A 26,737-nucleotide genomic window follows, 5' to 3' on the forward strand; every position below is an offset into this window, starting at 1 on the left:
ATTGACCAACTAGGACAGCATCAGGGCAAAGCCTGCCCCTTTGTTTTAGATTAATGCTAATAAATTAGTCACGGCATTCTCATTGCGTTCAAGTGTCGCGCCACAGTGATAACAAACATATTCGTGGTGCTTGGTTTTGTGCGCGATATTTCCTTGCAAAGTAATTTTATCGTTGCCGGACTTGATATAGCCGCATTTTGAGCAACGTTGGGTTGACGGATAATGCTTATCAGCCAAAATCAACACTTTACCATACCACTCACACTTGTAGCTCAATGTTTGGCGGAAATAGCCAAACATCGACCGTTGCAGGCCTTTTGAAGCCACATGTGTCATCTGCATTTTTTTAACTGATAGATCTTCAATGACTATTCTGTCGTAATCAGTCACTAACTGAGTCGTGAACTTCTGCATGATATCATGCTGGATATTGGTCACCTTGCGATAATCCCGTTGCAACTTGGCTCTCGTTGCTTGGTAATTATTGCTTTTAGTTGCCTGTTTGCCATTCACGACCCGTTTGCGGGCTAAGCGTTTCTGATAAAATTTAATGCGCTGATACAATCTTTGCAAGCGCGTAGGTAGCGTGTTGACCACGCCGGCTGTGTAGTTCAGATGGCCAACATTAACATCAACTGCCGAACTTTTGCCCGTTTTAGGCTTAGCTTCAACCGCAACTTCAAACGGTAAACTAGCCCAATATTGGCCATTTTCACGGTAAATACTAACCACTTTGAGTACACCGGTTAAATCAACATGTCTGTTAATCCGGATGTCATACCAAACTTTAACGTCACGCGGTCTATCCAACCGCAGCTTACCATTTATAATTTTAGCGCGATCCGTTTTAAAACCTTGCCGTGGCGCGCGCTTTGACTTAAATCTCGGCTTACCCCAATCAGGCAGGCTTTTATCAAAAAAATTCTGCCAAGACTTCCCAAGATCAGCTATTGCCAACTGTAAAGTTCTTGCCGACAACCCATATTGCCAATCAGCTTTAGCGGCCACCAGCTCATTGCGCACAGAATAAGCGCTCGGTCGGAGACTACTATGCTCAATTGTGTGTAAATCGTACATGTCGTTCCAAGTTGCTAGACCTTGATTCCAACAATAACGGCGATAATCGCAAAGACTATCGAGAACTTTTACCATATGCCGGTTGGGATAAAGTCTAACCTTTTGTGCCCGCAGCATTCGTTGCACCACCAATCAAATCGGCGCTGTTTTTCGTTTCTTCCTTATACACATCATATCATCAGATTAAATAATAGTCATGCTGTTCAGCTTCATATTTACTTTTATGAATAGCGGCTTACTTTTCTATTTATTTCTGCTTTATTACATATTTTTTCTAATGATTGTTTCCTCCTGCAAAAAAGGTTAAAAAGTTACTTCTATCATAGCATGCTTGCCCTAGAAACGCAGTCAAAGCGCCTGATGTTGTGCGAAAGTCAATTACTGGTCGTTTTAGTTAACTTATGTTAAAATAAAAAATTAAAAAATTTTGCGCAACCTATTGTATTTAGATCCGATTATTGTTATAATTTACTTACAAATAATAAGTTATGAATTATTTGTGTTGTCGTACAAAAATTTTTGACAAAGGGGCGTTTTAAATGACCGTACAACTTTACACGTCATCAAGCAATGCATCCAGCCGCAAGGCCCGCGCTTGGTTCCGCGACCACGAAATTCCATTTATGGAACGGAATATCATGGCGCAACCACTAAGTCAGGATGAAGTTAAACGCCTGTTGCGTCTGACTGAGAATGGTACCGAAGATATTATCTCGACACGAGCAAAGATTTTCGGCAAATTGCATATTGATTTGGACACCATCTCAACTAGTGAATTAATCAAATTAATTGCGCAACACCCAGACTTACTGAAACGGCCGATCATGTTTGATGATAAACGATTGCAAATTGGCTACAATGAAGAAGAAATTCGGCGCTTCTTACCACGCAAGACCCGCCAACTAGAAATGGAAAAAGTCCGTGCGCGTTTAGCAATCTAGAGTGGATTGAAAAAGCGTCTAGGCTAAATTTGTTGATCAAATTAGTGCAGCATAGATTACCAAGTACCAAGCTTCTTACCGTGATCTTTATGGTAAGGGGCTTTTTTTGTTAAAATGAAAAAAGGGGGTGCGTTATAATGCACGTTAGGACAAAACAAACGGGCACTGAGGTTGTCATACCAGTTCCAGCAGAATTTAGAATTGCCGCTGATATGACTTATGCTGTTGAAAAATTGGCTGACGGCACACTGCAGTACCGGCCCCAACCAATTTTTCCAAAAATTTGGCAGGATCCAGCATCTGAGCTCGCCCAGTTTAATAAAATGATTGGGGCGCAGGATGATGGCCAAAATTATGGTCGCGAGCATGTTGCCGACTGAAAAAGGCCGCTAACGTAGTAATTGCGCTAGCGGCCTTTCCTGTATTTACCTATTCGATTTCAATGTGGCTAGCTGGGCTGTCAGGCCGTTTGGGCAAAGTAATGGTTAAAATACCATTATCATTTTTAGCCGTAATACCGTGAGGGTCCACGTTGGGTAGCCGGTAACTTCTGCTCATGCGGCCATAGTGGCGTTCGGACATCAGTAAGTTGCCGTCCTTGTCCTCATGATCGCCGAAACTGTCTTTGCGGACGCCGATGCTTAAAGTGTCGTTGTCATAATTGAGGTGGATGTCTTTCTTGTCGATGCCAGGAACATCAATGGCAACCACGTAATCATGGTCACGTTCTTTGATATCAGTTTTCAAAACTTTGTCACTGAAGGTTGACGGGTAATTAGGAAATAGTTGCCGGTACAGCCGCTCAAATGGATCCAACCGCCGATCATTTGCCTCGTTTGTCACTTCGTTCGTCATAGCATAAGACTCCCTTTCCATATGATTTAGCACGCTTCTCGCGTTCTTTTATTATAACGTGGTCATTTGGGCATGTTAAATCTTATGCATGGCTTAAAAAGTGAGTTATAGCTAGCTCCGGGAGAAAATAGCGCCGCTCAAAATAATTTGTTTAGCTGGTTCAATGCGCTAGCAGAAGTGCAGTTGACCAAGCAAAACATAATCAGTGACCGCTTTGCAGCCATAGTGCCCAGCGACTTTTGGTTAGTAGCTGTTGTTCTTGACTGCTTAGTTGTGCCTAGATTTTAGTCGTGCGCGCCGCCTGCTGCGACTTAATTGTGCTAGGAGTACGCCTAACCAAGTCAGCACGGTCAACACCGCCGCCCCAATAACGGGTAGCCCAGGGACATATTTCAAGGTCAGTACATTGGTTCCTTTTTTAGCTGGAACGGAAAGCGCACCAATGTTGGAAGTCTTCATTTGGTGGCCAGCGAGCCGTTGTCCGTTTAAGGTCACGGCGGAATGGGCATATTTGATCAGTGGTAATTGAACCCACTTTTGCTTAGCACTGGTCCAGGTTACCTGTAAGGTATGGTGGTCGATGACTTTGCGGGTCAGCTTAAGCTTGTTGCGGATCACCTGCTTGGAATAGATACCATAGGGATCTTGCCGTGCGTAGTGCTTAAATTTAGTACCATCAATCGTTCTAGTTGGCAAATAATCGGGGCTGGCCTTGACGATCAACTTTAGGCCCCAATCTAACTGCCGACTTTTAAAAGCCCGGCGAATAAAGTGCTTATCTTGGGTCATATACTGTACACTACCTGCGTAGGAAACGACTTGCTTGGATGCCCACCAACCTGCGCTTTGGCTGGTCATTTGGTTAACGTTTAAGCCGAGCAACAGGACGACGGTTGCGCCGATCGTCAAAACAAGGCGTTTAAGTTGGTGCTGCTGGGCAAGCAAACGATTAATATTCAGCCCTAAACCAGCTAACAGTAAAATATTGGCGATCACCGCAAACCGTTCGGGAAATTGTAAGAAGGTTCGCAGCATGGGAAAAGTAAGTTGACTGATACGCCAGGGAAAAAGCCCGGTTGATAAGATCAGAAATAGGGCACCAGTTAAATTAAGCACCTTTTCCGTTCCCGCCAATTTATGCCAATAAAAAACCGTTAACATACATTGGGCGATGAAGAGAAGCGAAAAATACAAACCAAAGTCAGTAAAGGCCAATGAATTAGTGGAAAATTTCATTACCGAAGCGGTTAAATCGTTGGGAAAGGGCGAGATGAGTTTATTGGTGAACATCACGTCGATGACTGCGCCCCAAATATTACCGGTTAAACCGACGACCAAAAGAATCGCGCCGCCAAGCTTTTGCAACATTTTAGATCTATTTGCAGCGGTCATTAGGCCAGCAATGAGAAAAGGAACTAACGCTAACACCCCGATCAAGCCGCTGAGTAAATGAATCTGCAGTAAAATCGCTACTGGTAGGGCTAACCCTAAAATCGTCAGTGGGCGTTTATGATCGGTGGTCATTCGCAGGCCAGCACGAAGTACAAACGGCAAAACCGCCGCGCCAATTGCGGTGAAGTTTTGACTGATCCCCCAATAGATCGAAGTGGTGGCGGTCATGTAAAGCATGGCAATGAGGGTGGCCACTGCAGTGCGCATTTTTAGCGTTTTAGCGAGGTAAAACATGCTGCTGCCAGCAACGACAAAAACTAGCAAATCGGTTACCAGCTGGAATTTGTACCAACTGCCTAATAGCAGCAACAGCAAGCCCATTAGGTAAGTGAAAAGTGGCCCGTATAAAGCATTAACGACCCTACCCGTTTGTTGAAACCCATACAACATTTGGAAGTAACTGAAGTTGCCCGTTTTGATTTGCTGGTAGGTTTCGTAAAAACGATTCATATGAAATAATGAATCAGCGCCTAGAATCAGCGAATGATCGTAAATCTGTGGTGCAATTAAAAAAATAGCGTACAAAATGAAGCAAAGATAGGGGCCAAACTTCCTTAACCCGTGCCGATCACTAAACTTAATCACCATAATGCCTCACTTTTCATGTTTTTTGCCCAATAATTGATGATGTTACGTTGCACGTAAAAGTGCCCACGCCTATTATCGTTGAAAAATAGGCTATCAGCAAGGCTGATGGAAAAATGCTTATGTGATCTTAATGTAAAAGCGGGCGCGTATTTATAATTTCGACCCCTTAATTCGTCCTCCGCCAGCCCTAGCGGTATAATAACAAGGACAACAAAAAATGGAGGTCGAGCAAATGACAGAAACAGAGCGTATCGAACTTTCCGCCTGCACGTCGATCATGGTGGGGAAAAAGGCGTCGTTGGATGGGGCCACTTATATTTCACGGAACGAGGACCGGGTGGTGGCGATCCACCCGAAACGCTTTTGTGTGCAGCCGGCAGTAAGTGGGCGCCAGGCAACCTATACGTCACCGTATAACGGTTTGACGGTACCGTTGCCGGCGTCTGGTTATCGCTACACCGCAACGCCGAATGTGGATACCAGCGCGGGTCCCAATGAAGAGGACGGCTTTAATGAAAAAAACGTTGGTGAAAGTGCTACGGAAAGTGTCTACGCCAACGAGCGGGTGTTGGCTTACGATCCGTACGTTAAAAATGGTTTGGCGGAAGATTCGTTGACCACACTAGTGTTACCGTTTATTGATTCTGCCCGTGACGGGGTGCGTTATTTAGGTGACTTAGTCGCAAAATATGGTTCGGCTGAAGGTAACGGAATTCAATTTAATGATGCGACTGAGGTGTGGTACATGGAGATCGTCACTGGTCACCAATGGGTCGCGGTGCGCATCCCGGATGATTGCTATGCGGTGGCGGCCAATCAGATCGCAATTCAGGACATTGATTTCAATGATCCGAAAAATTACATGTGGGCGGCTGGCATTCAACAGTTTGTCACGACTAATCAATTGAACCCGGATGCTAATCGGTGGAATTTCCGCCATATTTTTGGCACGGATACGGAAAAGGATCATCATTATAATACGCCGCGGGTCTGGTTTGCCCAGCGTTATTTAAATCCAGAAATCCAGCAGGATCCTGAGTCAGCGGAGTTACCGTTTATCCGCAAGGCCAACCGTAAAATTGCCGTTGAGGATATTCAGTATATTTTGAAATCGCATTACAACGAGACCCAGTACGATCCGTTAGGTCATGGCAGTGAACACGATAAGAAAACTTACCGGGCGATCGCTTTGTCGCGGACGGCTAATTCACATATTCTCCAGATGCGGGCCGCTAACAAAGGCGCAGCGGCCGGCGTGCAGTGGTTAGGCTATGGTGTGCCAAGCTTCTGCCCCCACGTTCCTTTCTTCATCAATGTGACCGATACCGACGCCAGCTATCGCGAAGTGACGCCTAACTTGACGCTGACCAGTGCCTACTGGTTGTATGAAACGTTGGCGATGATCGTGGAAGCGCACTACGCGGAATTTATTCAGGCTGATCTGGATTATCAGAAGGAATTAGCGGTGTGGGCGCGGCAAAAGATCGCGGCCGTTGACGCGCAGGTTGCGACTTTACCGGCCGAGCAAGTGCCTGCTTATTTGACGGCGCAAAATCACGCGATCGCCAGTCATTACAACGCAGCAACTAAAAAGCTATTGGCTGCTCTAGTCATGCAAGGCGCTGAATTATCCCAGTTGACCTTTAAAATGGATCCTAATTTATAGCCTACCCTAAATTTAGCCTTGACAGTCGTTTCTAAAAGGCTTAAAGTTATCCCAATCATTAAAATTAAATAATAATGTGATGAAGAGAAGAGTAAGCAAACTAATCTATTAAGCGAGTATCGTTTGGTGTAAGGGTACGAGATCAGTTGGCCGAAGATGAGCTTGGAGCATGCCTACTGAATGAAAAGTAGGCCGGAAGTCACCTGTTAGCGTGACCCAGTTTAATTGGTGCTTAAGCCAACGGAACTGATGACGGTCGTTATCGTAAGGTAGCGGCGAATGATGGTGGTAACACGGGTAATAACTCGTCCTGACGGATATACGTTAGGGCGTTTTTTTGTACATAATTATTTTTTGGGGGGATCTGTATGCATTATCGACGTGGAATTGTTTTAGGCGCTTTAGCTTTTTTGTTGGCGGCAGGAACCGCACTGAGTCCAGTAGCGGCTAAAAGTGAGGTGTTCCACAGTACCAGCAACGCAACGATCGAGAGTTTGGACAGCACAAAGTATGCCTTAGCTGTCAGCACCGAGGCCATCAAGGCTTATGCCGAAGGGTTATACACGTATGGCGAAAATAATCAGGTCACAGCGGGCATGGTCAAGGGGGAGCCCCAAGTCAATGCGGCAAAAACGGTTTATACGTTTACCTTGCGGGACGCTAAATGGTCGAATGGTGCGGCGGTCACCGCAGACGACTTTGTTTACGCTTGGCAACGGTTGGCGAATCCGAAAACCGCTTCCAGTAACGCCTACCAGATCGACTTGATCAAAAATGGGGCGGCGGTCCGGGAAGGGAAAAAGCCGGTTAGCGACTTAGGGGTCAAAGCTTTAAGCGCGCACAAATTACAGGTGACCTTAACGCAGCCGGCACCGTATTTGAAGCAGTATTTGACCGGGGCGCCGTTTGTGCCGATCAACCGGAAATATGCGGAAGCCCAAGGTAGCAAGTACGGCACTTCGGCTAAACATGTGTTGGCTAACGGACCGTTCATCGTTAAAGGTTGGACTGGGACCAACGATAGCTGGGAATATGTCCGCAACCCTAATTATTGGGATGCTAAGCACGTGAAGTTAACTAAGGCCACCGTACAAGTGGTCAAAGAATCCGCAACTGCCGCCAACTTGTTTGACGATAAGAAAATTGATTATGCGGTGTTAGGTGACAGTAACCTACAACGTTACACCGGCAAGCAAGTCTTACATCAAGAAACAACGCCGACCATTGGGTATATCAGCGTTAACAACCAACGCTCATTGACTAAAAATCGGCATTTGCGCCTGGCTTTGGCCCAAGCCTTTAACAAAAAGTCATTGACTAAAAACGTTTTAAAGGATGGCTCCGTGCCACTTAACGGCCTGATCCCAACTAACTTTGCCAAGTCACCAAGTGGGCAAGATTATCGTAAAGCCACTGGTCAACTTTTAACTTATTCACCAGCGAAAGCTAAAAAGAATTGGCAATTAGCGCAAAAAGAATTAAATAAAAAGAAAGTCACACTCGAATTATTAGTTGCGGATACGCCACAAGCTAAAAATGTTGGTGAATACTTACAAGGCCAGATCGAAAAACATTTAGCTGGCGTAACGATCACCATCAAGTCAGTACCTGTAGCGCAACGGATCGCAGCTGAAAAAGCGGGCAAGTACGACTTGGCCTTTGGCACTTGGGCACCAGATTACGCGGATCCGATCGACTTCTTATCCTTGTATCGTTCCAGCAGTGATCTGAACTTTTCGAAGTACACCAACGGCAGCTATGACAAGCAGTTGACCGCGATCAACACCAGCTTAGCCACGAAGGAAACCCAACGTTGGCAAGCAATGCAAGCTGCCGAAAAGCAGTTGATCCAGCAAGACGCTGCTTTGGCGCCGGTTTACCAAGCAGGGGTCAGCTACTTGCAACGGACTAACGTTAAAGGTTTGCATTTATCACCATTTGGCTCGATCGTCAATTATAAATACGTGACCGTTAAATAGAAACCGCGGGTTTAGCCGCAGGTCGGTTCAGCTTGAATTGAAGGAAGTGACGGTATGACTAAACCACTGATCGCCATTGTTGCGAATCAATATGAATATGCGGAGACGGTATTTCATCATCATCCGGCCAGCTACGTGCCGCAATTTTTTCTCACGGCGATCCATGCAGCCGGCGGTGTACCGGTGATTTTGCCGCTGGTGGATCGGGAAGCGATTCCCCGTTATGTGGCGCTATATGATGGTTTCTTATTGACGGGTGGGCAAGGGGTTTCGCCCTTTCTCTACGGTGAAGAACCGCAGCCGAAGTTAGGAACGACGTTGTTAACGCGCGATCTGTTTGAACTTGAGCTGGTCAAAGCCGTTGCGCAAACGCACAAGCCGCTGTTAGGCGTTTGCCGCGGGATGCAGATTTTAAATGTTGCGCTTGGCGGCACGTTGTACCAGGACCTTGCCTACCGCGGCCAACCTAGCCTGAAGCACATGCAGATTCCGTCGCCGGACACACAACCAACGCACGCTATTCAGTTGTCCGCTGGTACGATCCTAGCCAAAACTTTTGGCGCGTCAGTATTGGTCAATTCACTGCACCAACAGGCGGTGAAGCAGGTCGCGCAAACGCTAGAGGTGGTTGCGCGCAGCAATGATCAAGTGGTGGAGGCCATTCAAAGCATTGCTGGCACAACCCCGCAATTTCTCGGCGTGCAGTGGCATCCAGAAATGTTGCTTGCTTATGATCCCCGCCAGTTAGCGGTGTTTGAAGACTTAGTTCAAAAGGCAGAATAGCCAAGTCTGTGCAGTTTAAAAATTAAATGCACCTGCTTAAAGGGCAGTGCAGCTGGCTACAGCGCTTGGCAAATGGCGTTACTATCTGTATCGTGCCCGATCTAATCCAATGGATCGGTTAATCAATTAATTGTGCCGATAAAAAACGACTATTTTAACTTAATAGTCGTTTTTTTTGAGTCTAATGTGCTGGACCAATTTTAAATATGATTTAGATTTGCCAGCCAGTGTTGGTTCAATTGGGAATACATGTTTATCATGCTACTAGCTGTTGCACCATAAATGCGTTAGAGTAAGAGGAAGGGGGGCTAGAACATGATGAACACAACAATTAAAATGTCTTCAAAAGGTCAAGTTGTTATTCCGGCCGCTATGCGGGTTAAATTGGGATTGGATAGCGGTAGTGAATTAATTGCTATTCTTAATGAGAATAATGAAATTGTGCTGCGAAAGGTACCTTCTAGCGCTGAATGGTCCAGCTTAATGAGCAAAATTCCACATGAGCGAATTGCGTTTGATGAGAATGGTCATTATGATCCTAAGGCGCATCCTAGCTTTGATGAGTGGGTACGTAAGGGCTAAAGATTGATGCTCATTCAGTCATTTAGTTAGTAGCTAAGTGAATATTGTGTTGTTCTAAAGCCGCACAAATTAAGGGGCTAGAATATGAAAGTAAAAGTTAGGACTGTTGGCAACGCCAATATACTGACGATTCCCAAAGCTTTTAATGTTACACCGGGAACCGAATTTGAAGTTGAGCAACAAAGTGATGGTGATGGTATGATCGTCTTTAAGCCTAGGCACCGTAATCCATTTGAAGGAAATTGGTTTAATACTGATCTTAAGCAAATAGACATTACGCTTGAGAGGGCGGAATTAGGCCATGAGTGGCATTGACGGCTAACGCATAAAGTAGTGATTCTTCCTGACATGGGTTAGAGCGAAACAAAAGAAGTTAACTTCTGGCTAGTGCATGCCAAATTTAGTGGTGCAGCCGGCACCGATCATTACCTAGTTTGTACGCAAAAATGCTAGTAAAAACAGATTTAATTGTTTTTACTAGCATTTTGTTTGGCAAAAAGCTGCTTGATTTTAAAATTGCGAATTACCGAGCTCGAACACCTAGCCGCACCAGTTAGACTAATTATTCAGTGCACTGCCAAGGTGTTGGTGTAGCAGTTATATTTAAGCTTCCGTAACGGCTTGGTTGGCTAACGCCGCGACTACTGCGTCTTCAAAAGATTGCGGCGTGGTCGTTGGCGCATAGCGGTGGATCAATTGGCCAGTGCGGTCGACCAAAAATTTGGTGTAGTTCCACTTGATGCGACCGTGACCGGAGGCTTCCTTCAAGTAATTGAACAGCGGATCAGTTTCGTCACCGTTAACGGCGATCCGTTTGGTCATGAGAAAAGTAACGCCATAATGGACTTGGCAGTATTCACTGGCAGCTTCATCGGAATCCAATTCTTGTCGGAATTGATTAGACGGTAAGCCGATCACAACCAATCCTTTATCCGCATACTTTTTGTGCAGGTCTTCTAACCCTTTTAACTGCGGGGCGAGGCCGCATTTGCTGGCGGTATTGACGATCAACAGAACTTTGCCGCGAAAACGGTCAAGGCCAAAAGTTTCGCCTTCCATACTGGTGATTGAAAAATCATAAACTGATGTCATAGATGCTTTCCTCCTTAAACTGATTGAAAACTGATTGAAGATGCTGACTAAGCATGTCGGGGTGCATAGAAAAAACGCCAATAAGTCTTGTTTGCTTCAGTATAGCAGACAAGTGGTTGCAACTGGGGGCTTAAACCTCACCGCTAATATAACGCGTTGCGGCCCGGTATTCAATCAGTACGCGACTGAATTTGACCAGATAAAAACGGACCGCAGTTTAAGCTGCAGTCCGTTTTTTGTGGGCTAAAAAGGAGGAAACTAGGTCATTATTTTAGTGGTTGCCATTTCCAATCTTCAACTTCTGGCAGATCAGTACCTTCAGCACGGATAAAGGCGTTGTGCTTAGCCACCATGTTGTCCATATCTTGGATCAGGTGAGCCCCTTTATTTTCGTAGCCTTTGGCAACTTGCATAGCTGCTTTGGTTAAGTGGAAACGATCAAGGCCGTTACGAACACGCATATCAAATGGTGTCGTAATGTCGCCTTCTTCACGGTAACCATGAACGTGAACGTTATGGTTATGGCGATCGAAGAAGATCGTCTTGATTAAGTCATCGTAGCCATGATAAGCGAAGATAACTGGTTTGTCAGTGGTGAAGTAAGTGTCAAATTCACGATCAGACAAGCCCCGTGGATCGTCCTTCTTCAAGCGTAACAAGTCAACAACGTTTACGAAGCGGATCTTCAATTCAGGCACATTCTTGTGCAAGATCGAAATTGCGGCTAGACTTTCCAAAGTTGGTTCGGAACCAGCGGCAGCGAAAACCACGTCAGGTTCTTCACCGTTATCGGTGCTGGCCCAATCAATGATGCTTAAGCCATTATCCACTAATTCTTTTGCTTCTGAAGCCTGGAACCATTGTGGCCGTGGGTGCTTGCTGGCAACAACCAAGTTGATCACTTGCTTTGTTTGCAAAGCTTTGTTGAAGACGGCGACCAAAGTATTGGCATCAGCTGGCAAATATTCGCGAATATATTGCGTTTTCTTTTCAGCTAAATGAGTGATGACACCAGGATCTTGATGAGAATAACCATTATGATCTTGCTGAAAAGCAGTTGAGGTTGCGATCACGTTCAATGAAGGCACATCTTCCCGCCAAGGTGTTTCTTCATGCGAATTACGTAGCCACTTGAAGTGCTGTGTCAACATAGAATCGACAACTCGCAAGAATGATTCATAACTTGAGAAGAAGCCATGCCGACCAGTTAAGTTATAAGTTTCCAACAAACCTTCGTCAACATGTTCAGATAACATGGAATCGATCATCCGACCTTCAGGTGCAAGAAGGGCGTCATTGTTCTTCTTAACCGGTTCCATCCATTGCCGGTCAGTCTTTTCAAAGACTGCGTTTAAACGGTTGGACAAGGTTTCATCAGGGCCGAAACCACGGAAGTTTTTGTTCTTATCATTTAAAGCGAAGACGTCGCGAATGAATTCACCTAAAACCGTCATATCTTGTGCTTCATTGGCACCACGTTCCGTGTTGTCTAAAGCATAATCCTTAACGTCAGGTAAGATCAATTCCTTCGTCAAACGACCACCGTTAGTAATCGGGTTAGCAGCCATCCGTTGATCACCTTTAGGCGTCAAAGCGGCAATTTCTGGTTTCAAAGTCCCGTTTTCATCGAATAATTCGTCCGGTTTGTATGATTTCAACCAGCCGACTAATTCATCAATATCTTCGGTATGGTTACGATCAACTGCGATCGGAATCTGATGAGCACGGAATGAACCTTCGATCGGCGCATCAGCTGGGCCTTTAGGACCTTTCCAGCCTTTAGGTGCGCGGAAGACGATCATTGGCCATACAGGGCGTGATTCGTCATTAGTTGCTTTAGCATGTTCCCGGATCGCTTTGATCTCTTCAATTACTGTGTCCAAGGTCTCAGCCATTAATGGATGCATCTTTTCAGGATCAGTACCTTCAACAAAATGTGGTTTCCAGCCTAAGCCCTTGAAGTAGCTACCTAATTCTTCATCAGAAAGCCGAGATAGAATCGTTGGGTTAGAGATCTTGAAACCATTTAAGTTTAAGATCGGTAAAACAGTCCCATCGGTGATCGGGTTCAAGAATTTGTTAACATGCCAAGAAGTTGCCAAAGGACCAGTTTCAGATTCGCCATCACCAACAACCGTTGCGGCGATCAAACCAGGGTTGTCTAAAACAGCACCGGCACCATGAAGAATGGAATAACCTAATTCGCCACCTTCGTGAATTGAACCAGGTGTTTTAGGATCAGCATGAGAAGCGACCCCACCAGGGAAGGAGAATTGTTTGAATAATTTCTTCATACCTGCTGTATCTTGAGTAATTGAAGGGTAAGTTTCCGTATAACTACCATCTAGGTAAGAATTGGAAACCATTACTTGGCCACCATGACCGGGGCCTTCAATGTAGAACATATTCAAGTTGTACTTATTGATGACCCGGTTTAAATGCGCGTAGATGAAGTTCTGACCAGAAATCGTGCCCCAATGGCCGATCGGATGAACTTTCAGATCTGCGGCGGTTAATTCTTTTCTCAATAATGGATTGTTTAATAGATATAATTGTCCAACTGATACGTAATCGGCAGCGCGCCAATAGGCATCAACCTTCTCTAAGTATTCAGTGGAAGAATAGTCGGGATCTTTTACTGATGTTTGACTCATGTTGGCAATCTCCTTTGCAAATGTTTGCTTTATATTTCATTACACCTATATGATATCGGTTTCAAGATAAAAGTCAAGCGTATTTTTAAAAATTGCCAATATATTGCAAATTTTAGCTTGTCAATTACTCGTTAATTTCTCAGAAACGGATTCACCATTAATAAATGAAATATCTGCTAAACGCATATTTTTAGCAGTTTGCGGATTGATTTCATTATCAGTAATGATGACATCAATATCTTTAATATCAGCAGTTTTATATAAAGCTGTTTTTTCGAACTTAGTATGATCAGCTAACACAATCTTGATCCGGCAGTGAGCCATCATCCGTTTTGAGACTTCTACTTCCCCAAAATAATGATTAGTAATACCGGCGGTTAGGTTAACACCGCCACTACCGAAAAAGCCGACATCGGCGTAAATATTATCGATATTATCTAGTGTTAGGGGCCCGGAAACTGAACCTTCATCACCACGGACACTGCCACCGAGAAAAATCATATCAATTTTTTGTTCATATAATAGCGTGGAAAGTACAGTAGTAGAATTAGTGATTACCGTAATATTTTTTAGCTGACTGTGCTTGATGGCTTCAGCAACTTCAAAAGCAGTTGTGCCATAATCAAGAAAAATAGAATCACCATCACGAATAAAACGAATAGCGTTTTTAGCGATTTTTTGCTTTTCGGGAATATTAAGAGCCGTACGATGACCATATTTAGTGCCACTAACAGTATCAGAGGCGGTTGCACCACCACGCACAGCTTGAATGATACCTTGCTTGTCTAATGTATAAATGTCTTTTCGAATCGTTTCTCTGGTGATATCCAGTTCTTGGCTGATATCGGAGATACGTACAGTACCTTGAGCCTTAACCTTATCAATGATATATTGACGTCTTTGATTGATATCCATGATCAATGCCTCCTAGCAATTTAGCATTTACCTTTGCATAATTATAATTAACGAAGTGTGTATTTGCTATTGCCAATATAACACTTTGCAAAAAATAATTCTATAAAAAGTTCAGAAATTCACTAATTGCTTTTAAAACGGCAATGAAGACGTTTTACATGGAAACACTTATTTTGCGTGTATATAAACATATTCTTTGCAAAAAAAGATTTTAAAAACTCTTGCAAAATAAATGCAAACTGATATACTTAATTTTGTTGAAAGCGTTTGCTAACATTGCAAAAAGAAAGGGTGATAAATTTGAGTGATAACACAACGCTAAAAGTCAGTGATTATTTAAGAGAACCATTAATTCTGTTAAACACTAATTTTAATAGTACCGATGAATTATTTAACGGTGTAAATGATATCGCTTTCGCTGAAGGCTTTGTAACCGATCAGTTCTTACCTAAAATCAAGGCTAGAGAGGCGACATTTCCAACTGGATTACAATTAGAAGATCGTGGTGTGGCTATTCCACATACAGATGCTGATACGATTAACAAGGAGTTCGTTGCTGTGGTTGTCAATCAACAACCAATTTCCTTTAAACGAATGGACGATCCAGATTCAACCACACCGGTTAAGGTAGCGTTTGTTTTAGGATTAAATCAACCACATGCGCAACTCGAAATGTTGCAATCGTTGATGGGCATCATTCAAGATAGTTCAATTTTAGATAAATTGGAAGCGGCTACAGACCAAAAAGATATCCAACAAATACTCAACTAATAGAGAGGGTTTTTAAAATGAACAAAAAGATTAATGTACTTGTCGCTTGTGGCGCCGGAATTGCTACTTCAACTGTTGTTATGAAGAAAGTTGAAGATTTATTCAAAGAAAATAATATTGAGGCCAACTTGATTCAGATCAAAATTGCTGAGGCTGCTTCAAAACAAGATGACGCTGATATGTTGATTTCAACAACTGTTTTGCCAACTCAATATAAAATTCCTGCGATCAAAGCGATGGGCTTCTTAACTGGTTTAGGTGTTGACAAAGTTAAGGCCGAAATTCTTGATACAGTTAAACAAATTCAATCAGCATAGTTGCTTAGATTAGGAGGATATAATCAATGGATATTCTATCTAATGTGGTGCAAAGCATTATCGGGGTCGGCCCTAGTGTAATGTTGCCAATCATTATTTTCATTGTTGGGTTAATTTTTAGAGTTAAACCTGGTAAAGCTTTGGTTTCTGGTATTACTGTTGGTATCGGTATGATCGGTATTAATTTAGTTATTAATTTATTGACAACTAGTGTTGGTCCAGCCGCTCAAGCAATGGTAAAGCGTTTTGGCTTCCACTTGACAATCATTGATGCTGGCTGGCCAGCTGTTTCTGCTGGGACTTGGGCACAACCCATTGCAGCAATTATGATTCCAATTATTTTAGTTGTTAATATTGGTCTTATTTTAATCAAATTCACTAAGACTTTAGATATTGATATTTGGAACTATTGGCATATGATTGCCGCTTCATCAACAGCCTATGTTATTACAAAGAGCTGGTGGTTCAGTATTCTTTGTGGGATCATCTACGAAGCCGCAGTTCTGATCATTGCTGATAAGACTGCACCGAAAGTACAAGAATATTATGGCCTGGAAGGGATCAGTTTCCCAACTGGTTCTGCCGCTGCCTATGGACTACTTGGTATTCCTGTAGGCTGGGTCGTTAGTAAAATTCCTGGGATCAGTAAGTTAGATGTTGACCCAGAAACAATTCAAAAACGTTTCGGTATTTTCGGTGAACCAATGGTTATGGGAATCATCATCGGCGCCTTGTTGGCTGCTTTGGGTGGTTACTCTGTACCTAATATTCTTAAATTAGGAATGGCCATGGGTGGGGTTATGTTCTTAATGCCACGGATGGTCAAAATCTTGATGGAAGGTTTAATCCCAATTCAAGAAGGTGCGCAATCATTATTGCAAAGTAAGTATGGCAATCGTGAAATCTATTTAGGTATGGATGCCGCTTTATCAACTGGTGCACCAGCAACCTTGGCAACTGGTTTGTTAATGGTACCAATCACTTTATTCTTGGCAATTATTTTACCTGGTAACCGTGTTTTACCATTTGGTGATTTAGCAACTATTCCATTCTTTGTTGCCTTGATCGTACCAAGTCGTAAAGGGAATATTGTTCATTCTGTAATTTCGTGCACGATCGTTATGGCTGTTGGTTTATTAATGGCAACAGACTTTGGCCCAACCTTAACAACTATGATGCACGGGATCGTTAAATTCCCACATGGTGCTGCTGAAGTAAGTAACTTGGATACTGGTGGTAACGTTTTAAACTGGTTAGTTCTTAAGTTCTCACAATTAGTTAAGCCATTATTCTAAATTAATTTGATTTAAAGGAGATAATTTTTCATGAGTGATGTAGCAAAAACAATGGAAGCAGTTGTTAAAAGTGAAGCTGGATACGATAACATGTCGATCCAAGAAGTTCCAGTACCAGAAGTAACGGGTGATCGTGTTTTACTTAAAGTTGCTTATACAGGTATCTGTGGCACTGATATCCATACTTTTAAGGGACAGTATGCCAATGCAGTAACCCCCTTAGTATTAGGTCATGAATTTTCTGGTAAGGTCGTTGCTGTCGGCCCTGACGTAACTAAGGTTAAGCCTGGCGATCGGGTTACTTCCGAAACGACCTTTAATACTTGTGGTAAATGTGTTTACTGTCAAGCTGGCGAATATAATCTTTGTGAAAATCGTGAAGGTATCGGCACTAAGGCTAATGGTAGTATGGCTAATTATGTGCTTACTCGTGATGAAAGTTGCCATATTTTACCAGATAATGTTAGCTATAAAATGGCAGCGATGTCAGAACCTTTAGCTTCATGTGTCCATGCGATGTACCAAAAGACACCATTCACATTGCATGACACTTTGCTGATCATGGGACCTGGACCAATGGGCTTACTTTCATTGCAAATTGCTAAAGAAATTGGTGCCTTCACTATCGTTACTGGTATTACTAAGGACCAAGAACGGTTGGATATTGCCAAAGAATTAGGTGCTGACCTAATTGTTAATACACAAACCGAAGATTTAGCCAAGGTTGTCATGGATGCTACTAATGGTGTTGGTGTGACTAAGGTCTATGATTGTTCTGGTGCCGTACCAGCTGTTAATGCAGCTTTACCATTGATTCGTAAAGGTGGCACTTTCCAACAAGTTGGCTTGTTTGCTAAACCAATGAACGAATTGGATGAACGCTCAATTATTCAACATGAGATCACTTATCGTGGTTCACGTTCGCAAAACCCATATGACTGGCCAATTGCATTACACCTTGAAAGTAAAGGTGCGATTGATCAGGAGAAGATGGTCACTAAAGTATTCGATCTTGAACACTGGCGTGATGCCTTCGAAGCGATGATGGCCGGTCAAGAATTGAAAGTATTGATTGCTTCCAATCCTGACGATCCTGATTTAGCTGACTAGTTTTAGTCAAATCAACAGAGTATAGTAACGCCCAGTTAAAAGTCTGCAGAATTAGAGTGAAAACTCTGATTGTGTAGGCTTTTTTTGTATAAATAATCGCCTCCTTAAAGGTAGATTAGACGTGCTAAGAGTTAACTCGATAGACTCATCATACGTCATATTGAACAAATGTCAACACTAAAAACAAATGTAAATAAAATTGTTGACAAAATAATGAAAGCGATGTTATTATACATTTGTTCAATAAACAAACATTTGTTAGGGAGGAAATAATAATGACATTATATCAACAATTACAACAACGTGAGGCAGAGGAAAATCCAATTAGAGTTGGCGTTATCGGGGCCGGACAGATGGGATTTGGTATGATTTCGCAGATTGCTGGAATTCCAGGGATGGTTGTAACGGGTATCAGCGATATTAATATTGCTAATGCTGAGAAGGCAAAAGAATCATTTAATAAGAACTCAAAAACACCGGTGGATATTTTGACCTCAACTGATTTTAAAGAAATAGTTCACTCTGATCGAGTTGAAGTACTTGTTGATGCAACAGGGGTAACAGAAGTTGGCGCACAATTAGCTTTAGAAACATTAATTGCTAAAAAACACTTAGTATTATTGAATGTTGAAATTGATGTGACTATCGGACCGTTGATGAAAAAATTATATGATGCTGGGAACTTAGTTTATACCGGTTCTGATGGTGATGAACCTGCAGTAACGACTGGTTTATTCGAATTTGCAAAATCAATGGGTATGAAAGTATTAGTTGCCGGTAAGGGTAAGAATAATAAGATTCGTCTAGAAGCTAATCCAGATACCGCAAAAGCAGAAGCTGATGGGAAACATATGTCACCTCATATGTTGGCTGCTTTTCAGGATGGAACTAAAACTATGGCAGAAATGACATTATTATCTAATGCCACTGGATTATTACCAGATATCACCGGTATGCATGGCATCAAAGCCGATTTAGATGGTACTGTCGAACAACTTGATTTGAAAAAAGACGGCGGCGTATTAGATAACTTTGGTGTCGTTGAATATGTTGATGGAATTGCACCAGGGGTCTTCGTTATTGTTGAGGGGCAAAACAAAGGTGTTGCCAACGAAATGAATTACTTACTAAAGAAGGGTGATAGAAAACACCATATTCTTTATCGGCCATTCCATTTAGCTAGCTTGGAAACACCACTAACAATTGCTAAAGCAGTTTTAAATCATGATCATGCAATTGTACCAATTGGAGCACCTGTTTCAGAAACAATCGCTGTTGCTAAGCGTGATATTAAAGCTGGTGAAACAATTGATGGTATCGGCGGCTATTCTGTACGTGGTGTAATTGAAGCGCATACAGAATTTATTAAAAATGAACATGTTCCAGTTGGTTGTATCACAGGGAAATCAATTGCTAAACGTGACATCAAAAATGGTGAGGCACTGACCAAAGACAGTATTGAACTCGATGAGACGACTACAGTTGTCAAATTACGTCAATTACAAGATAGTGTTTTTGACAAATAATTAATTTATAAGTTTGAGCACATTTGTTACTTAATAGATACTTTTGTTTTATAATAAGCAAGAAAATACTAGAAAAATAGCAATGTATTTTTCTAGTATTTTTAATATAAAATGTAAACGCTAACAGAAAAGAGGAAATAGATATGGAAACTAAAGTAATTTCAATCGGAGAAGAAGTACAAGAATTATTGGATGGTAAGGTATTGATCATGTTTAATCCCAATGCTCCTCAGGAACTAAAAGATGTGGCAGTTCTCCACGAAAAACAGTCTACTGCAACAAACGTTTTGAATGTAGGAGGAACGGTCACATTTGGCGACCAAGCCTTTAACATTGATTTTGTTGGTAGTGAAGCAAATAAGAATTTTGATGAACTCGGTCATCTATCAATTTATTTCAATAATACTGATGAAGATATGGACAAATTACCCGGATCAATTTTTGTATCTTCAGTAAGTCAATCTGCACCAACAATCGATTTAGATCAAGTAATTTCATTCCAATAAGGTGAGGAGGAATTGATGTGGATTTTTTAACAGATGCTGCCTCAGGATTCATTGGGCTATTTAATGCGGGTGGTAAAGTTTTTATGGGCTATATGACTGGCATTATTCCGCTATTGATCACATTGATTACAGCCATTAATGCATTAGTAAAATTTATTGGTGAAGATCGGGTTAATAGTTTTATGTCTAGACTGACTAAATTTGCCGTTTTGCGTTATACTTTGCTACCTATTCTAGGTGTTTTCTTCTTTACCAATCCAATGTGCTATACAGCTGGCCGGTTCTTGCCAGAAAAATATAAGCCAGCCTATTATGATTCGTGTGTTTCCTTCTTACATCCGGTAACTGGATTATTTCCTCACGCTAACTCGGCCGAACTGTTTGTATTCTTAGGTATTGCAAATGGTTTTGCTAAGGCGGGTGGTGATCAAACAAGGTTGGCATTACTTTATGCTGTAACTGGGATTGTTGTCATTTTGTTGCGCGGAATTATCACAGAAAAACTTAGCTTTTATTTCTTCAAACGCAATGGGAATACTGCAATTTTGGCGAAAAATACCGATGTTAATGATTTGAAAAAAACCAATGCACAGGAGGCGTAATCATGAAGGGTAAAAGTGTTAAAATCTCAAAAGGTAATCATGGTTGGGGTGGACCACTAACCGTTAAACCAGATGATAAGAAAAAATATGTTATCAGCGTTACTGGTGGTGGAATTGATCCCGTGGCCCAAAAAATTGCTGATATTACTGGTGCCCCAGTTGTCGATGCCTTTGCAGACCCAGTACCTAAAGAAGAAACTTTTGTCGCAGTGATCAACTGCGGCGGAACGGCCCGTAGTGGTGTATACCCCAAAATGGGAATTCCAACAATTAATACCGTTGCGATCACACCAGCAGGACCGTTAGCTAAATACATTAAAGAAGACATTTTTGTTTCGGGTGTAACAGCGGCCGATATTGAAGCAACTGATCAAAATGACGAAACAGAAACTAAAACAGCCGAAGCCAACACTAAAGTAGAAGATTCTGCAAGCGCTGATCAATCCAAAGTACAGGATACGGTAACCGCTAGTGTAGATAATTCTTCTGAAGGAGTGCTTTTAAAGATTATTGATAAGGTCGGTAAAGTTGCCGGTGAATTTGTTAATACATTTTATCAAGCCGGTCGGGATACAATTGATACCCTGATTAAAAATGTTTTACCTTTCATGGCCTTTGTAGCCACTTTAGTTGGTATTATTAATTATTCAGGTATAGGCAAAATCTTGGCCAATATTCTAAGCCCATTAGCTGGTAATATTGTTGGCTTAGTTGTGTTAAGCATCATTTGTGCACTGCCATTTTTATCACCAATTCTTGGTCCTGCAGGGGTGATCGCAGCAGTAGTTGGTACCTTGATCGGTCAACAAATTGCTACTGGAGTTGTTCCAATGTACTTGGCCTTACCGGCATTATTTGCCATTGATGCTCAGGCAGGCTGTGATTTTATTCCTGTTGGTTTAACTTTAGGGGAGGCCGAACCCGAAACCATCACCTCGGGAACACCCGCCATTTTATTTTCTCGCTTGATTACTGCGCCACTTGCCGTATTAATCGCTTTTGGCTTTTCATTTATGTTAAGATAAATCTAAAATAAGGAGTTGTTCACGATGAGTGGTGCTGGACTAATCATATTTTTATTGATTATTATCGTGCTTAAGCAGTTTACTAGTATATTAAATAGTAAACTTTATGTACGCGAATATAAGGATATTATTAAAAATAATTCGCATGGTTATTTTGGAGTCGGCACTTTTCAACCTAAATTAGGTATTGGACAGGTCTGCTTGATTGTGATCGATGATCAAAATATTATTCGTGAATGCCGATTGATCAATGGTTTATCTATTTTTGCTAAATTTCATCAATATGTACCAGTAATTGATCAGTCAACTGAATCAGAAGCTGTTTTGAATGATAAACATCGTAAAGTACTTTATCAGGCCGTTCAAAATGCGAGCAATGCCCGAACTAAAAGTCAGCGAGGTTCCAGTTAATGACTAATGAAATTGTAGATCATGAATTATTGTTAAAGGCGGCAATTCTGTACTATGAGCAGAACATGAATCAAGAACAAGTTGCAAAGGCGATTGGTGTTTCACGGCCTAGAGTATCCAAAGTTCTTCAGATTGCAAAGCAAGAACACCTTGTAGAATTCTTTGTTAAAGATGTCAATAAGGATGTTGTTGAACTTGAATTAGCATTACAACAACGATATGCGCTTAATGATGTAAAGGTTGTTTCTACTCGGTATGACCGCTCTGAGGAGGCAGTGAGTAATCAGGTTGGTTTATTATCGGCCCGGTATATGCGAAAAATCTTGGATCAAGTCAAAACCATCGGTATTGGTTGGGGGAATGCCGTCTCCCACTTTGTGGCAGAGACTAATTACTTAATTGCCAATGACGTGACTATTGTGCCGTTAGTAGGCGGTTTAGGCTTGGTTAATTTAGATGTTCATGCCAATCGTCTTGTTTCTGAACTGGCTATTAAACTACGTTCCCAATACTGCACTTTTTATGCACCAGTAATTGCAGAATCAGCTCAGGTTGCACAAGAATTAAAAAATTCGACGTTAGTTTCGTCGGCCCTAAAAGCAGCGCGAGATGTTGATGTTGCCTTTATTGGGGTTGGTAATGAAGTTCGTGATTCTACTTGGCATAAATTAAATTACATCACCGAAGCTGAAACTGAAGAATTAGAGGAAGCCGGCGCTGTTGGTGACGTGGTTGCCAATTTCTTTGATGCAGAAGGGAATACAATTAAAAATGATTTTGCAGATCGTCTGATTGGGATCACAATTGAAGAACTAAAAGAAATCCCGAATGTTGTTTTAATGGCGGTTGGAAAACAAAAAGCGCGCAATGTTAAAATTATGTTGGATAACCATATTGTTAATACCCTATTTATTGATCAAAGCATTGCAGAAAAAATTATTTAATTGATGCCAGATTTATTAAAAACGTACTTGTTAAAGGTCTTAAACTAAGCCTTTAATAGGTACGTTTTTAATTAAAAGTAACTAATCGCAATCACTGATTATGCGCAGATGCTAACAACTTTCCAAAAGTAAATCACTTAAATAAATTATCCCCATGAAAAATAGTTAATAGCAGACCCAAACCGAGTAGGCCTGCGCAAAATAACCAATCCGGCCAATTGATTACATAATGTTGAGAATAGGTTCGGGTTTCATCGCTTGAAAAGCCGCGTGAAGTCATTGCAGTAGCTAATAATTCTGACCAGCGAATTGTTTTGACTAATAATGGTGTGACTATTTTAATTGAAAAATAGTTGTTGGTAATTCCGCGTGACCTTAAACTATTGATTGTATTACGGTATTCATGTGGAATCATTGGCGCCATATGAAAGGCGGCCATTAAACCATAGGCAAAAATTGCTGGCAAATGTAATTGCTGCTGTAGCGAATAAATGAAGGCTGTCATGGACGTGGTGGCGGCAAATAGGCTACCGGTAAAGCCAAAACAATAAATTCTTGAAGCCAAACCAATTGCATATTGTAGAGAAGAAATGTTGGTTGTTCCGTGCTGGTTATCGCGATAAAAAATCAGTCCCGTGAAGAAAACGCCGGCTGCAGCTAAAGTCAGAAATACTGAAAGTAACAACAATTTTTTCACTGGTAGGTAGTAACTGACTAACAATAAAAAAAGTACGGCTAGAACAGTGTTAAGTAATACATTATTTTGAAAAGAAACGAGCAAGGCCAGCGCCAAAATGGTGCCGAACTTTACGGTTGGATTCAGTTTTTTCATTGGCCGTCTCCTTTACAAATTGATTGAAATTAAGTGTATAGTCGCAAAAATCATTTAATAACCGATCATCGTGGCTAACAATTAAAATTAATGTTCCAGTAGCGGCCTTTTCACTAAGCAAAGTCATTAATTGCCAGGCGTTACGCAGATCTTGACCATAAGTTGGTTCATCGACTAACAAAATAGGAATCGGTCGCTCAAGTAAGCAGGCTACTGCCAAGCGGCGTTGTTGTCCTTGACTCAATAAAAATGGTGATAAATCACATTTTGTCAGCAGGCCCAATTTGCTCAGTTTATTAGTTGTTACGGGTGCATGGTTACCATTTGCTAATTCTCTGGCTACGCTGGCTTCAATAAACTGATCTTGGGGATTTTGCATGATCCAACTCATTTTGCTAAAGGCCGCGTGTTTAGTTAATAGGTGATCTTTAAAATAAATCTTCCCCGCATATTTTTCTTGCTGCAGTATGGCCCGAAAGAAAGTGGATTTGCCAAGCCCGCTTTTGCCGGAGATACCGATCATTTCGCCAGCATAAAAAGTGTAGTTAGGCAGATTGATAGCGTAGTCGCGAATCGGTAATTGAAAATGGTCAAAATATAAAAGTGGGCTTCCTTTTTTAGTTGATTTGGATCGATGTGGTAAAGTAGCGCGGAGCCGATTTTCTTGTTTCAGCAATTCTTCTGTAGAAACAACATGAAAATTATCTTGTAAGACTAACCATTCATGAATCCAAGTATTTACCAGATCTAAGCGATGATCGATCAACAAGATACCAACTTGTTTGTTTTTTTGTAAGATTTTAAGTTTTGTCAGTAGAAAGTCGATTGTCGCCTGATCAAGATTGGCAAAAGGCTCATCGAGTAGTAAGTATTTGCTTTCTAAAACGACGCAACAAGCTAAGGCAACAAGTTGTTTCTCCCCACCGGACAGTGTGGTTAACGCTTGGTTTGCTAAATGCAGAATACCGCAAAAGGCCAAAGCGTCATGAACCATTAAGGCCATCTTCGATACTGGCACAGCACGGTTTTCCAGGCAAAAAAGTAATTCTTCCCGTGGCGTTTCCATGCAAAACTGTGTATCAGGATTTTGAAACATTAAACTGACAAAGGGGATGCGACCTTTGGGAGTTAAATCAACCATATTTTTGCCATCAATCAAGCAGTTGCCGGTATCAAAACTGGTTTCAGCTAAACCGGCTAGCAAATGGAATAAAGTGCTTTTACCTGATCCGGAAGGGCCATAGATACCTTTAACTTGTCCCGGTGTCAACTCAAATGAAGCACAAATAGGCTGATCATCTATGGTGAAAACACCAGAATTGACGATTAGGCTCATTATTACACCCCGCTTGCCTGTTTGGAATGGTTGTTCTGAGCAATTGGATAGCTATTAAGAATGCCCATAGTATTCAAATGATCACAGATCAGCTTAACTGCTACCGCTGAAAATAATAGAGCGGAAAGCAAGCGGATCACAAAAATAGCCAGCAGTAACTGCCATTTTAAATCAACAAAGTCTGATCGAACGATACCCCAAATAAAGCTGGTAATGGTTGCGCCGACAGCACCAATAATCAATGAGGACCAACCAAATTTATGATAACGCGTAGCGGCAAAACCAGCTTCGGTCCCGATACCCTGGACGAAGCCGCTGACAAAGATAATTGGGCCGTAAAAATTACCCATGAAAACTTCTAACAAGGCAGCAATCATTTCAGTTATTGTCGCTGCACCAGGTTTACGTAAAATATAACCGGCAAAGGCTGCCGCCATAAACCATACCCCAAAAATAAATTCATTAGCCAAAACGGACAAACCTAATGGTGTCAACAAGGTTCCCAATAAAACACCTAATTGAACGGCACCAATATAGATCACGCCGAAAACTAAGGAGGCAATACCTACCATAATAACGTCTTTTAATTCCCACTTAAACATGTGCATTCTCCTTTAGCGATGGACTATTAACAGAAACCGTTGCTTCGATAATATAATGAGCCAAATTTTCATGTGCATAAGCTAAGGCAGCTTCAAAATAAGCAAATAATTGATTAGCCGTGCCAGTTAACACGGTTGCATAGTGAATTGATTTTGGTTTTAGTCCCATTTTTTCAGCCAAATTAACGATGTGCTCAATTTCTGGCATATAGCGGCCTTGGCCAAAAGTATAGAACGCATATTTGCAGTCTACGCGAAAGTTGCCATTTTTAACATTGTTGGTCTGATTAGGACGAGTTGGTTGATCAGTCAAAAAATTGTCGCCGGCTGTGTCACCGGGACAACCCTTAGAGAATGTAAATTCACCTACCATATGGGTAGTGGGGTCATAGGCGTTAATAAATAAACCACTTGCAGCGTCAATAACACTTTCCGGTTCGCCGCGATAGAGTGTACTAAATAGGTCGGTTTGGCTCCAAACTGCCTCAGTGTTTGTTTGTTGGACACTGCTAATTATTTGTTCTGCAAAGTTGTCTTTCATCGGGAATAAACTAACTCGACACCCGTAATATCAAAATGACCAATATCACAATTTTCCATTTTTATCATCCTTTCGTCTTCTTTTTATTTTCTTGCAAAATAATAAAAAAACGTCCCCTCCTTTTTATCCACTCGTAGATAAAAAATCAGGAACGCAAATTAATAGCGTTGACACTTTCCTACGTTGGTATTAACCAAATCAGGTTCAAAGGGACAAGACAATTGTCTATCTCAGCATAATGCGCCCCTAGTGGATAATTATTAAGTTATATTACAATGTGAGTGTAGCATATGAAAAATGAAATGACAACGCTTAATCTGGAGAAAGTATACTAG

Annotated in this window: 27 protein-coding genes and 1 riboswitch; of the genes, 17 read left to right on the forward strand and 10 right to left on the reverse strand. The window is 41.8% G+C overall.

All coding sequences use genetic code 11. The annotated features are described in order from the left end of the window. Positions 1-45: 45 nt before the first annotated feature. Positions 46-1,194, reverse strand: a complete 1,149-nt coding sequence (locus FFM78_RS02235) for an RNA-guided endonuclease InsQ/TnpB family protein (RefSeq protein WP_137636811.1) — start codon at positions 1,192-1,194, stop codon at positions 46-48. 422 nt (positions 1,195-1,616) lie between these two features. Between FFM78_RS02235 and spx the strand changes: the two genes are divergently transcribed. Further along, complete coding sequence (spx, locus tag FFM78_RS02240; RefSeq protein ID WP_137636812.1) at positions 1,617-2,018, forward strand: transcriptional regulator Spx; 402 nt, start codon at positions 1,617-1,619, stop codon at positions 2,016-2,018. 137 nt (positions 2,019-2,155) lie between these two features. After that, on the forward strand, positions 2,156-2,398 hold the full coding sequence (locus FFM78_RS02245) for a hypothetical protein (RefSeq protein ID WP_137636813.1): 243 nt from the start codon (positions 2,156-2,158) through the stop codon (positions 2,396-2,398). Positions 2,399-2,447: 49 nt separating this feature from the next. Here FFM78_RS02245 and FFM78_RS02250 read toward each other — a convergent pair whose 3' ends face one another. Together FFM78_RS02250 and FFM78_RS02255 are read right to left on the reverse strand one after the other, a co-directional pair. Further along, on the reverse strand, positions 2,448-2,873 hold the full coding sequence (locus tag FFM78_RS02250) for an Hsp20/alpha crystallin family protein (protein WP_137636814.1): 426 nt from the start codon (positions 2,871-2,873) through the stop codon (positions 2,448-2,450). Between the two features lie 267 nt (positions 2,874-3,140). Next, entirely contained in the window at positions 3,141-4,913 is a 1,773-nt protein-coding gene (locus tag FFM78_RS02255) for a putative glycosyltransferase family protein (RefSeq protein WP_137636815.1), read from the reverse strand. 232 nt (positions 4,914-5,145) lie between these two features. Here FFM78_RS02255 and FFM78_RS02260 point away from each other — a divergent pair, with 232 nt between their 5' ends. From FFM78_RS02260 to FFM78_RS02280, 5 genes are all read left to right on the forward strand, one after another. Then, on the forward strand, positions 5,146-6,579 hold the full coding sequence (locus FFM78_RS02260) for a C69 family dipeptidase (protein ID WP_137636816.1): 1,434 nt from the start codon (positions 5,146-5,148) through the stop codon (positions 6,577-6,579). Positions 6,580-6,947: 368 nt separating this feature from the next. Further along, the gene (locus tag FFM78_RS02265) at positions 6,948-8,558 is read left to right on the forward strand and encodes a peptide ABC transporter substrate-binding protein (protein ID WP_137636817.1); all 1,611 of its coding nucleotides are present in this window, start codon (positions 6,948-6,950) and stop codon (positions 8,556-8,558) included. Positions 8,559-8,612: 54 nt separating this feature from the next. Beyond that, entirely contained in the window at positions 8,613-9,341 is a 729-nt protein-coding gene (locus FFM78_RS02270; protein ID WP_137636818.1) for a gamma-glutamyl-gamma-aminobutyrate hydrolase family protein, read from the forward strand. Between the two features lie 315 nt (positions 9,342-9,656). Then, positions 9,657-9,923, forward strand: coding sequence for an AbrB/MazE/SpoVT family DNA-binding domain-containing protein (locus tag FFM78_RS02275; RefSeq protein ID WP_137636819.1), 267 nt, complete (start codon positions 9,657-9,659; stop codon positions 9,921-9,923). 84 nt (positions 9,924-10,007) lie between these two features. Next, complete coding sequence (locus FFM78_RS02280) at positions 10,008-10,238, forward strand: AbrB/MazE/SpoVT family DNA-binding domain-containing protein (protein WP_137636820.1); 231 nt, start codon at positions 10,008-10,010, stop codon at positions 10,236-10,238. A 288-nt stretch (positions 10,239-10,526) separates the two neighbouring features. On the opposite strand, the gene FFM78_RS02285 is transcribed toward FFM78_RS02280, so the two are convergent. From FFM78_RS02285 to FFM78_RS02295, 3 genes are all read right to left on the reverse strand, one after another. Beyond that, positions 10,527-11,015, reverse strand: a complete 489-nt coding sequence (locus FFM78_RS02285; protein WP_137636821.1) for a glutathione peroxidase — start codon at positions 11,013-11,015, stop codon at positions 10,527-10,529. A gap of 266 nt (positions 11,016-11,281) precedes the next feature. Beyond that, complete coding sequence (locus tag FFM78_RS02290) at positions 11,282-13,669, reverse strand: phosphoketolase family protein (protein ID WP_137636822.1); 2,388 nt, start codon at positions 13,667-13,669, stop codon at positions 11,282-11,284. A 120-nt stretch (positions 13,670-13,789) separates the two neighbouring features. Further along, positions 13,790-14,584, reverse strand: coding sequence for a DeoR/GlpR family DNA-binding transcription regulator (locus FFM78_RS02295; protein ID WP_137636823.1), 795 nt, complete (start codon positions 14,582-14,584; stop codon positions 13,790-13,792). 300 nt (positions 14,585-14,884) lie between these two features. Here FFM78_RS02295 and FFM78_RS02300 point away from each other — a divergent pair, with 300 nt between their 5' ends. The 10 genes from FFM78_RS02300 (at position 14,885) to FFM78_RS02345 (ending at position 23,091) form a co-directional block, all read left to right on the forward strand. After that, positions 14,885-15,355, forward strand: a complete 471-nt coding sequence (locus tag FFM78_RS02300) for a PTS sugar transporter subunit IIA (RefSeq protein ID WP_137636824.1) — start codon at positions 14,885-14,887, stop codon at positions 15,353-15,355. A 17-nt stretch (positions 15,356-15,372) separates the two neighbouring features. Further along, a complete protein-coding gene (locus FFM78_RS02305; RefSeq protein WP_137636825.1) occupies positions 15,373-15,672 on the forward strand; it encodes a PTS sugar transporter subunit IIB in 300 nt (99 codons plus the stop codon). 26 nt (positions 15,673-15,698) lie between these two features. Then, positions 15,699-16,967, forward strand: coding sequence for a PTS galactitol transporter subunit IIC (locus FFM78_RS02310; RefSeq protein WP_137636826.1), 1,269 nt, complete (start codon positions 15,699-15,701; stop codon positions 16,965-16,967). A 51-nt stretch (positions 16,968-17,018) separates the two neighbouring features. Then, positions 17,019-18,077, forward strand: a complete 1,059-nt coding sequence (locus tag FFM78_RS02315) for a zinc-binding dehydrogenase (RefSeq protein ID WP_137636875.1) — start codon at positions 17,019-17,021, stop codon at positions 18,075-18,077. A 275-nt stretch (positions 18,078-18,352) separates the two neighbouring features. Beyond that, a complete protein-coding gene (locus FFM78_RS02320) occupies positions 18,353-19,603 on the forward strand; it encodes an NAD(P)H-dependent oxidoreductase (RefSeq protein WP_137636827.1) in 1,251 nt (416 codons plus the stop codon). A gap of 143 nt (positions 19,604-19,746) precedes the next feature. After that, entirely contained in the window at positions 19,747-20,109 is a 363-nt protein-coding gene (locus FFM78_RS02325; protein ID WP_137636828.1) for a PTS glucitol/sorbitol transporter subunit IIA, read from the forward strand. A 17-nt stretch (positions 20,110-20,126) separates the two neighbouring features. Beyond that, a complete protein-coding gene (gene srlA / locus FFM78_RS02330) occupies positions 20,127-20,711 on the forward strand; it encodes a PTS glucitol/sorbitol transporter subunit IIC (protein ID WP_137636829.1) in 585 nt (194 codons plus the stop codon). 2 nt (positions 20,712-20,713) lie between these two features. Further along, complete coding sequence (gene srlE, locus FFM78_RS02335; RefSeq protein ID WP_171001819.1) at positions 20,714-21,736, forward strand: PTS glucitol/sorbitol transporter subunit IIB; 1,023 nt, start codon at positions 20,714-20,716, stop codon at positions 21,734-21,736. Positions 21,737-21,760: 24 nt separating this feature from the next. Further along, positions 21,761-22,147, forward strand: a complete 387-nt coding sequence (locus FFM78_RS02340; RefSeq protein WP_137636831.1) for a transcriptional regulator GutM — start codon at positions 21,761-21,763, stop codon at positions 22,145-22,147. Further along, entirely contained in the window at positions 22,147-23,091 is a 945-nt protein-coding gene (locus FFM78_RS02345) for a sugar-binding transcriptional regulator (protein WP_137636832.1), read from the forward strand. Before FFM78_RS02340 ends, FFM78_RS02345 begins: the two co-directional genes overlap by 1 nt. Positions 23,092-23,224: 133 nt before the next feature. Here FFM78_RS02345 and FFM78_RS02350 read toward each other — a convergent pair whose 3' ends face one another. From FFM78_RS02350 to FFM78_RS02365, 4 genes are read right to left on the reverse strand one after another with little or no spacing between them, the layout of a single operon-like run. Beyond that, positions 23,225-23,923, reverse strand: coding sequence for an energy-coupling factor transporter transmembrane component T (locus FFM78_RS02350; RefSeq protein WP_137636833.1), 699 nt, complete (start codon positions 23,921-23,923; stop codon positions 23,225-23,227). Then, on the reverse strand, positions 23,850-25,259 hold the full coding sequence (locus FFM78_RS02355) for an ATP-binding cassette domain-containing protein (RefSeq protein ID WP_137636834.1): 1,410 nt from the start codon (positions 25,257-25,259) through the stop codon (positions 23,850-23,852). Before FFM78_RS02355 ends, FFM78_RS02350 begins: the two co-directional genes overlap by 74 nt. A 2-nt stretch (positions 25,260-25,261) precedes the next feature. Continuing rightward, positions 25,262-25,861 (reverse strand): ECF transporter S component, encoded by a 600-nt coding sequence (locus FFM78_RS02360; RefSeq protein WP_137636835.1) that lies wholly within the window; start codon positions 25,859-25,861, stop codon positions 25,262-25,264. After that, on the reverse strand, positions 25,854-26,402 hold the full coding sequence (locus FFM78_RS02365) for a YkoF family thiamine/hydroxymethylpyrimidine-binding protein (protein ID WP_223876982.1): 549 nt from the start codon (positions 26,400-26,402) through the stop codon (positions 25,854-25,856). Before FFM78_RS02365 ends, FFM78_RS02360 begins: the two co-directional genes overlap by 8 nt. A 158-nt stretch (positions 26,403-26,560) precedes the next feature. Continuing rightward, positions 26,561-26,660, reverse strand: a riboswitch (TPP riboswitch). Positions 26,661-26,737 lie beyond the last annotated feature (77 nt).

It is taken from the genome of Loigolactobacillus binensis (genome assembly GCF_005405165.1).
GTDB classification, from domain to species: Bacteria; Bacillota; Bacilli; order Lactobacillales; family Lactobacillaceae; genus Loigolactobacillus; species Loigolactobacillus binensis.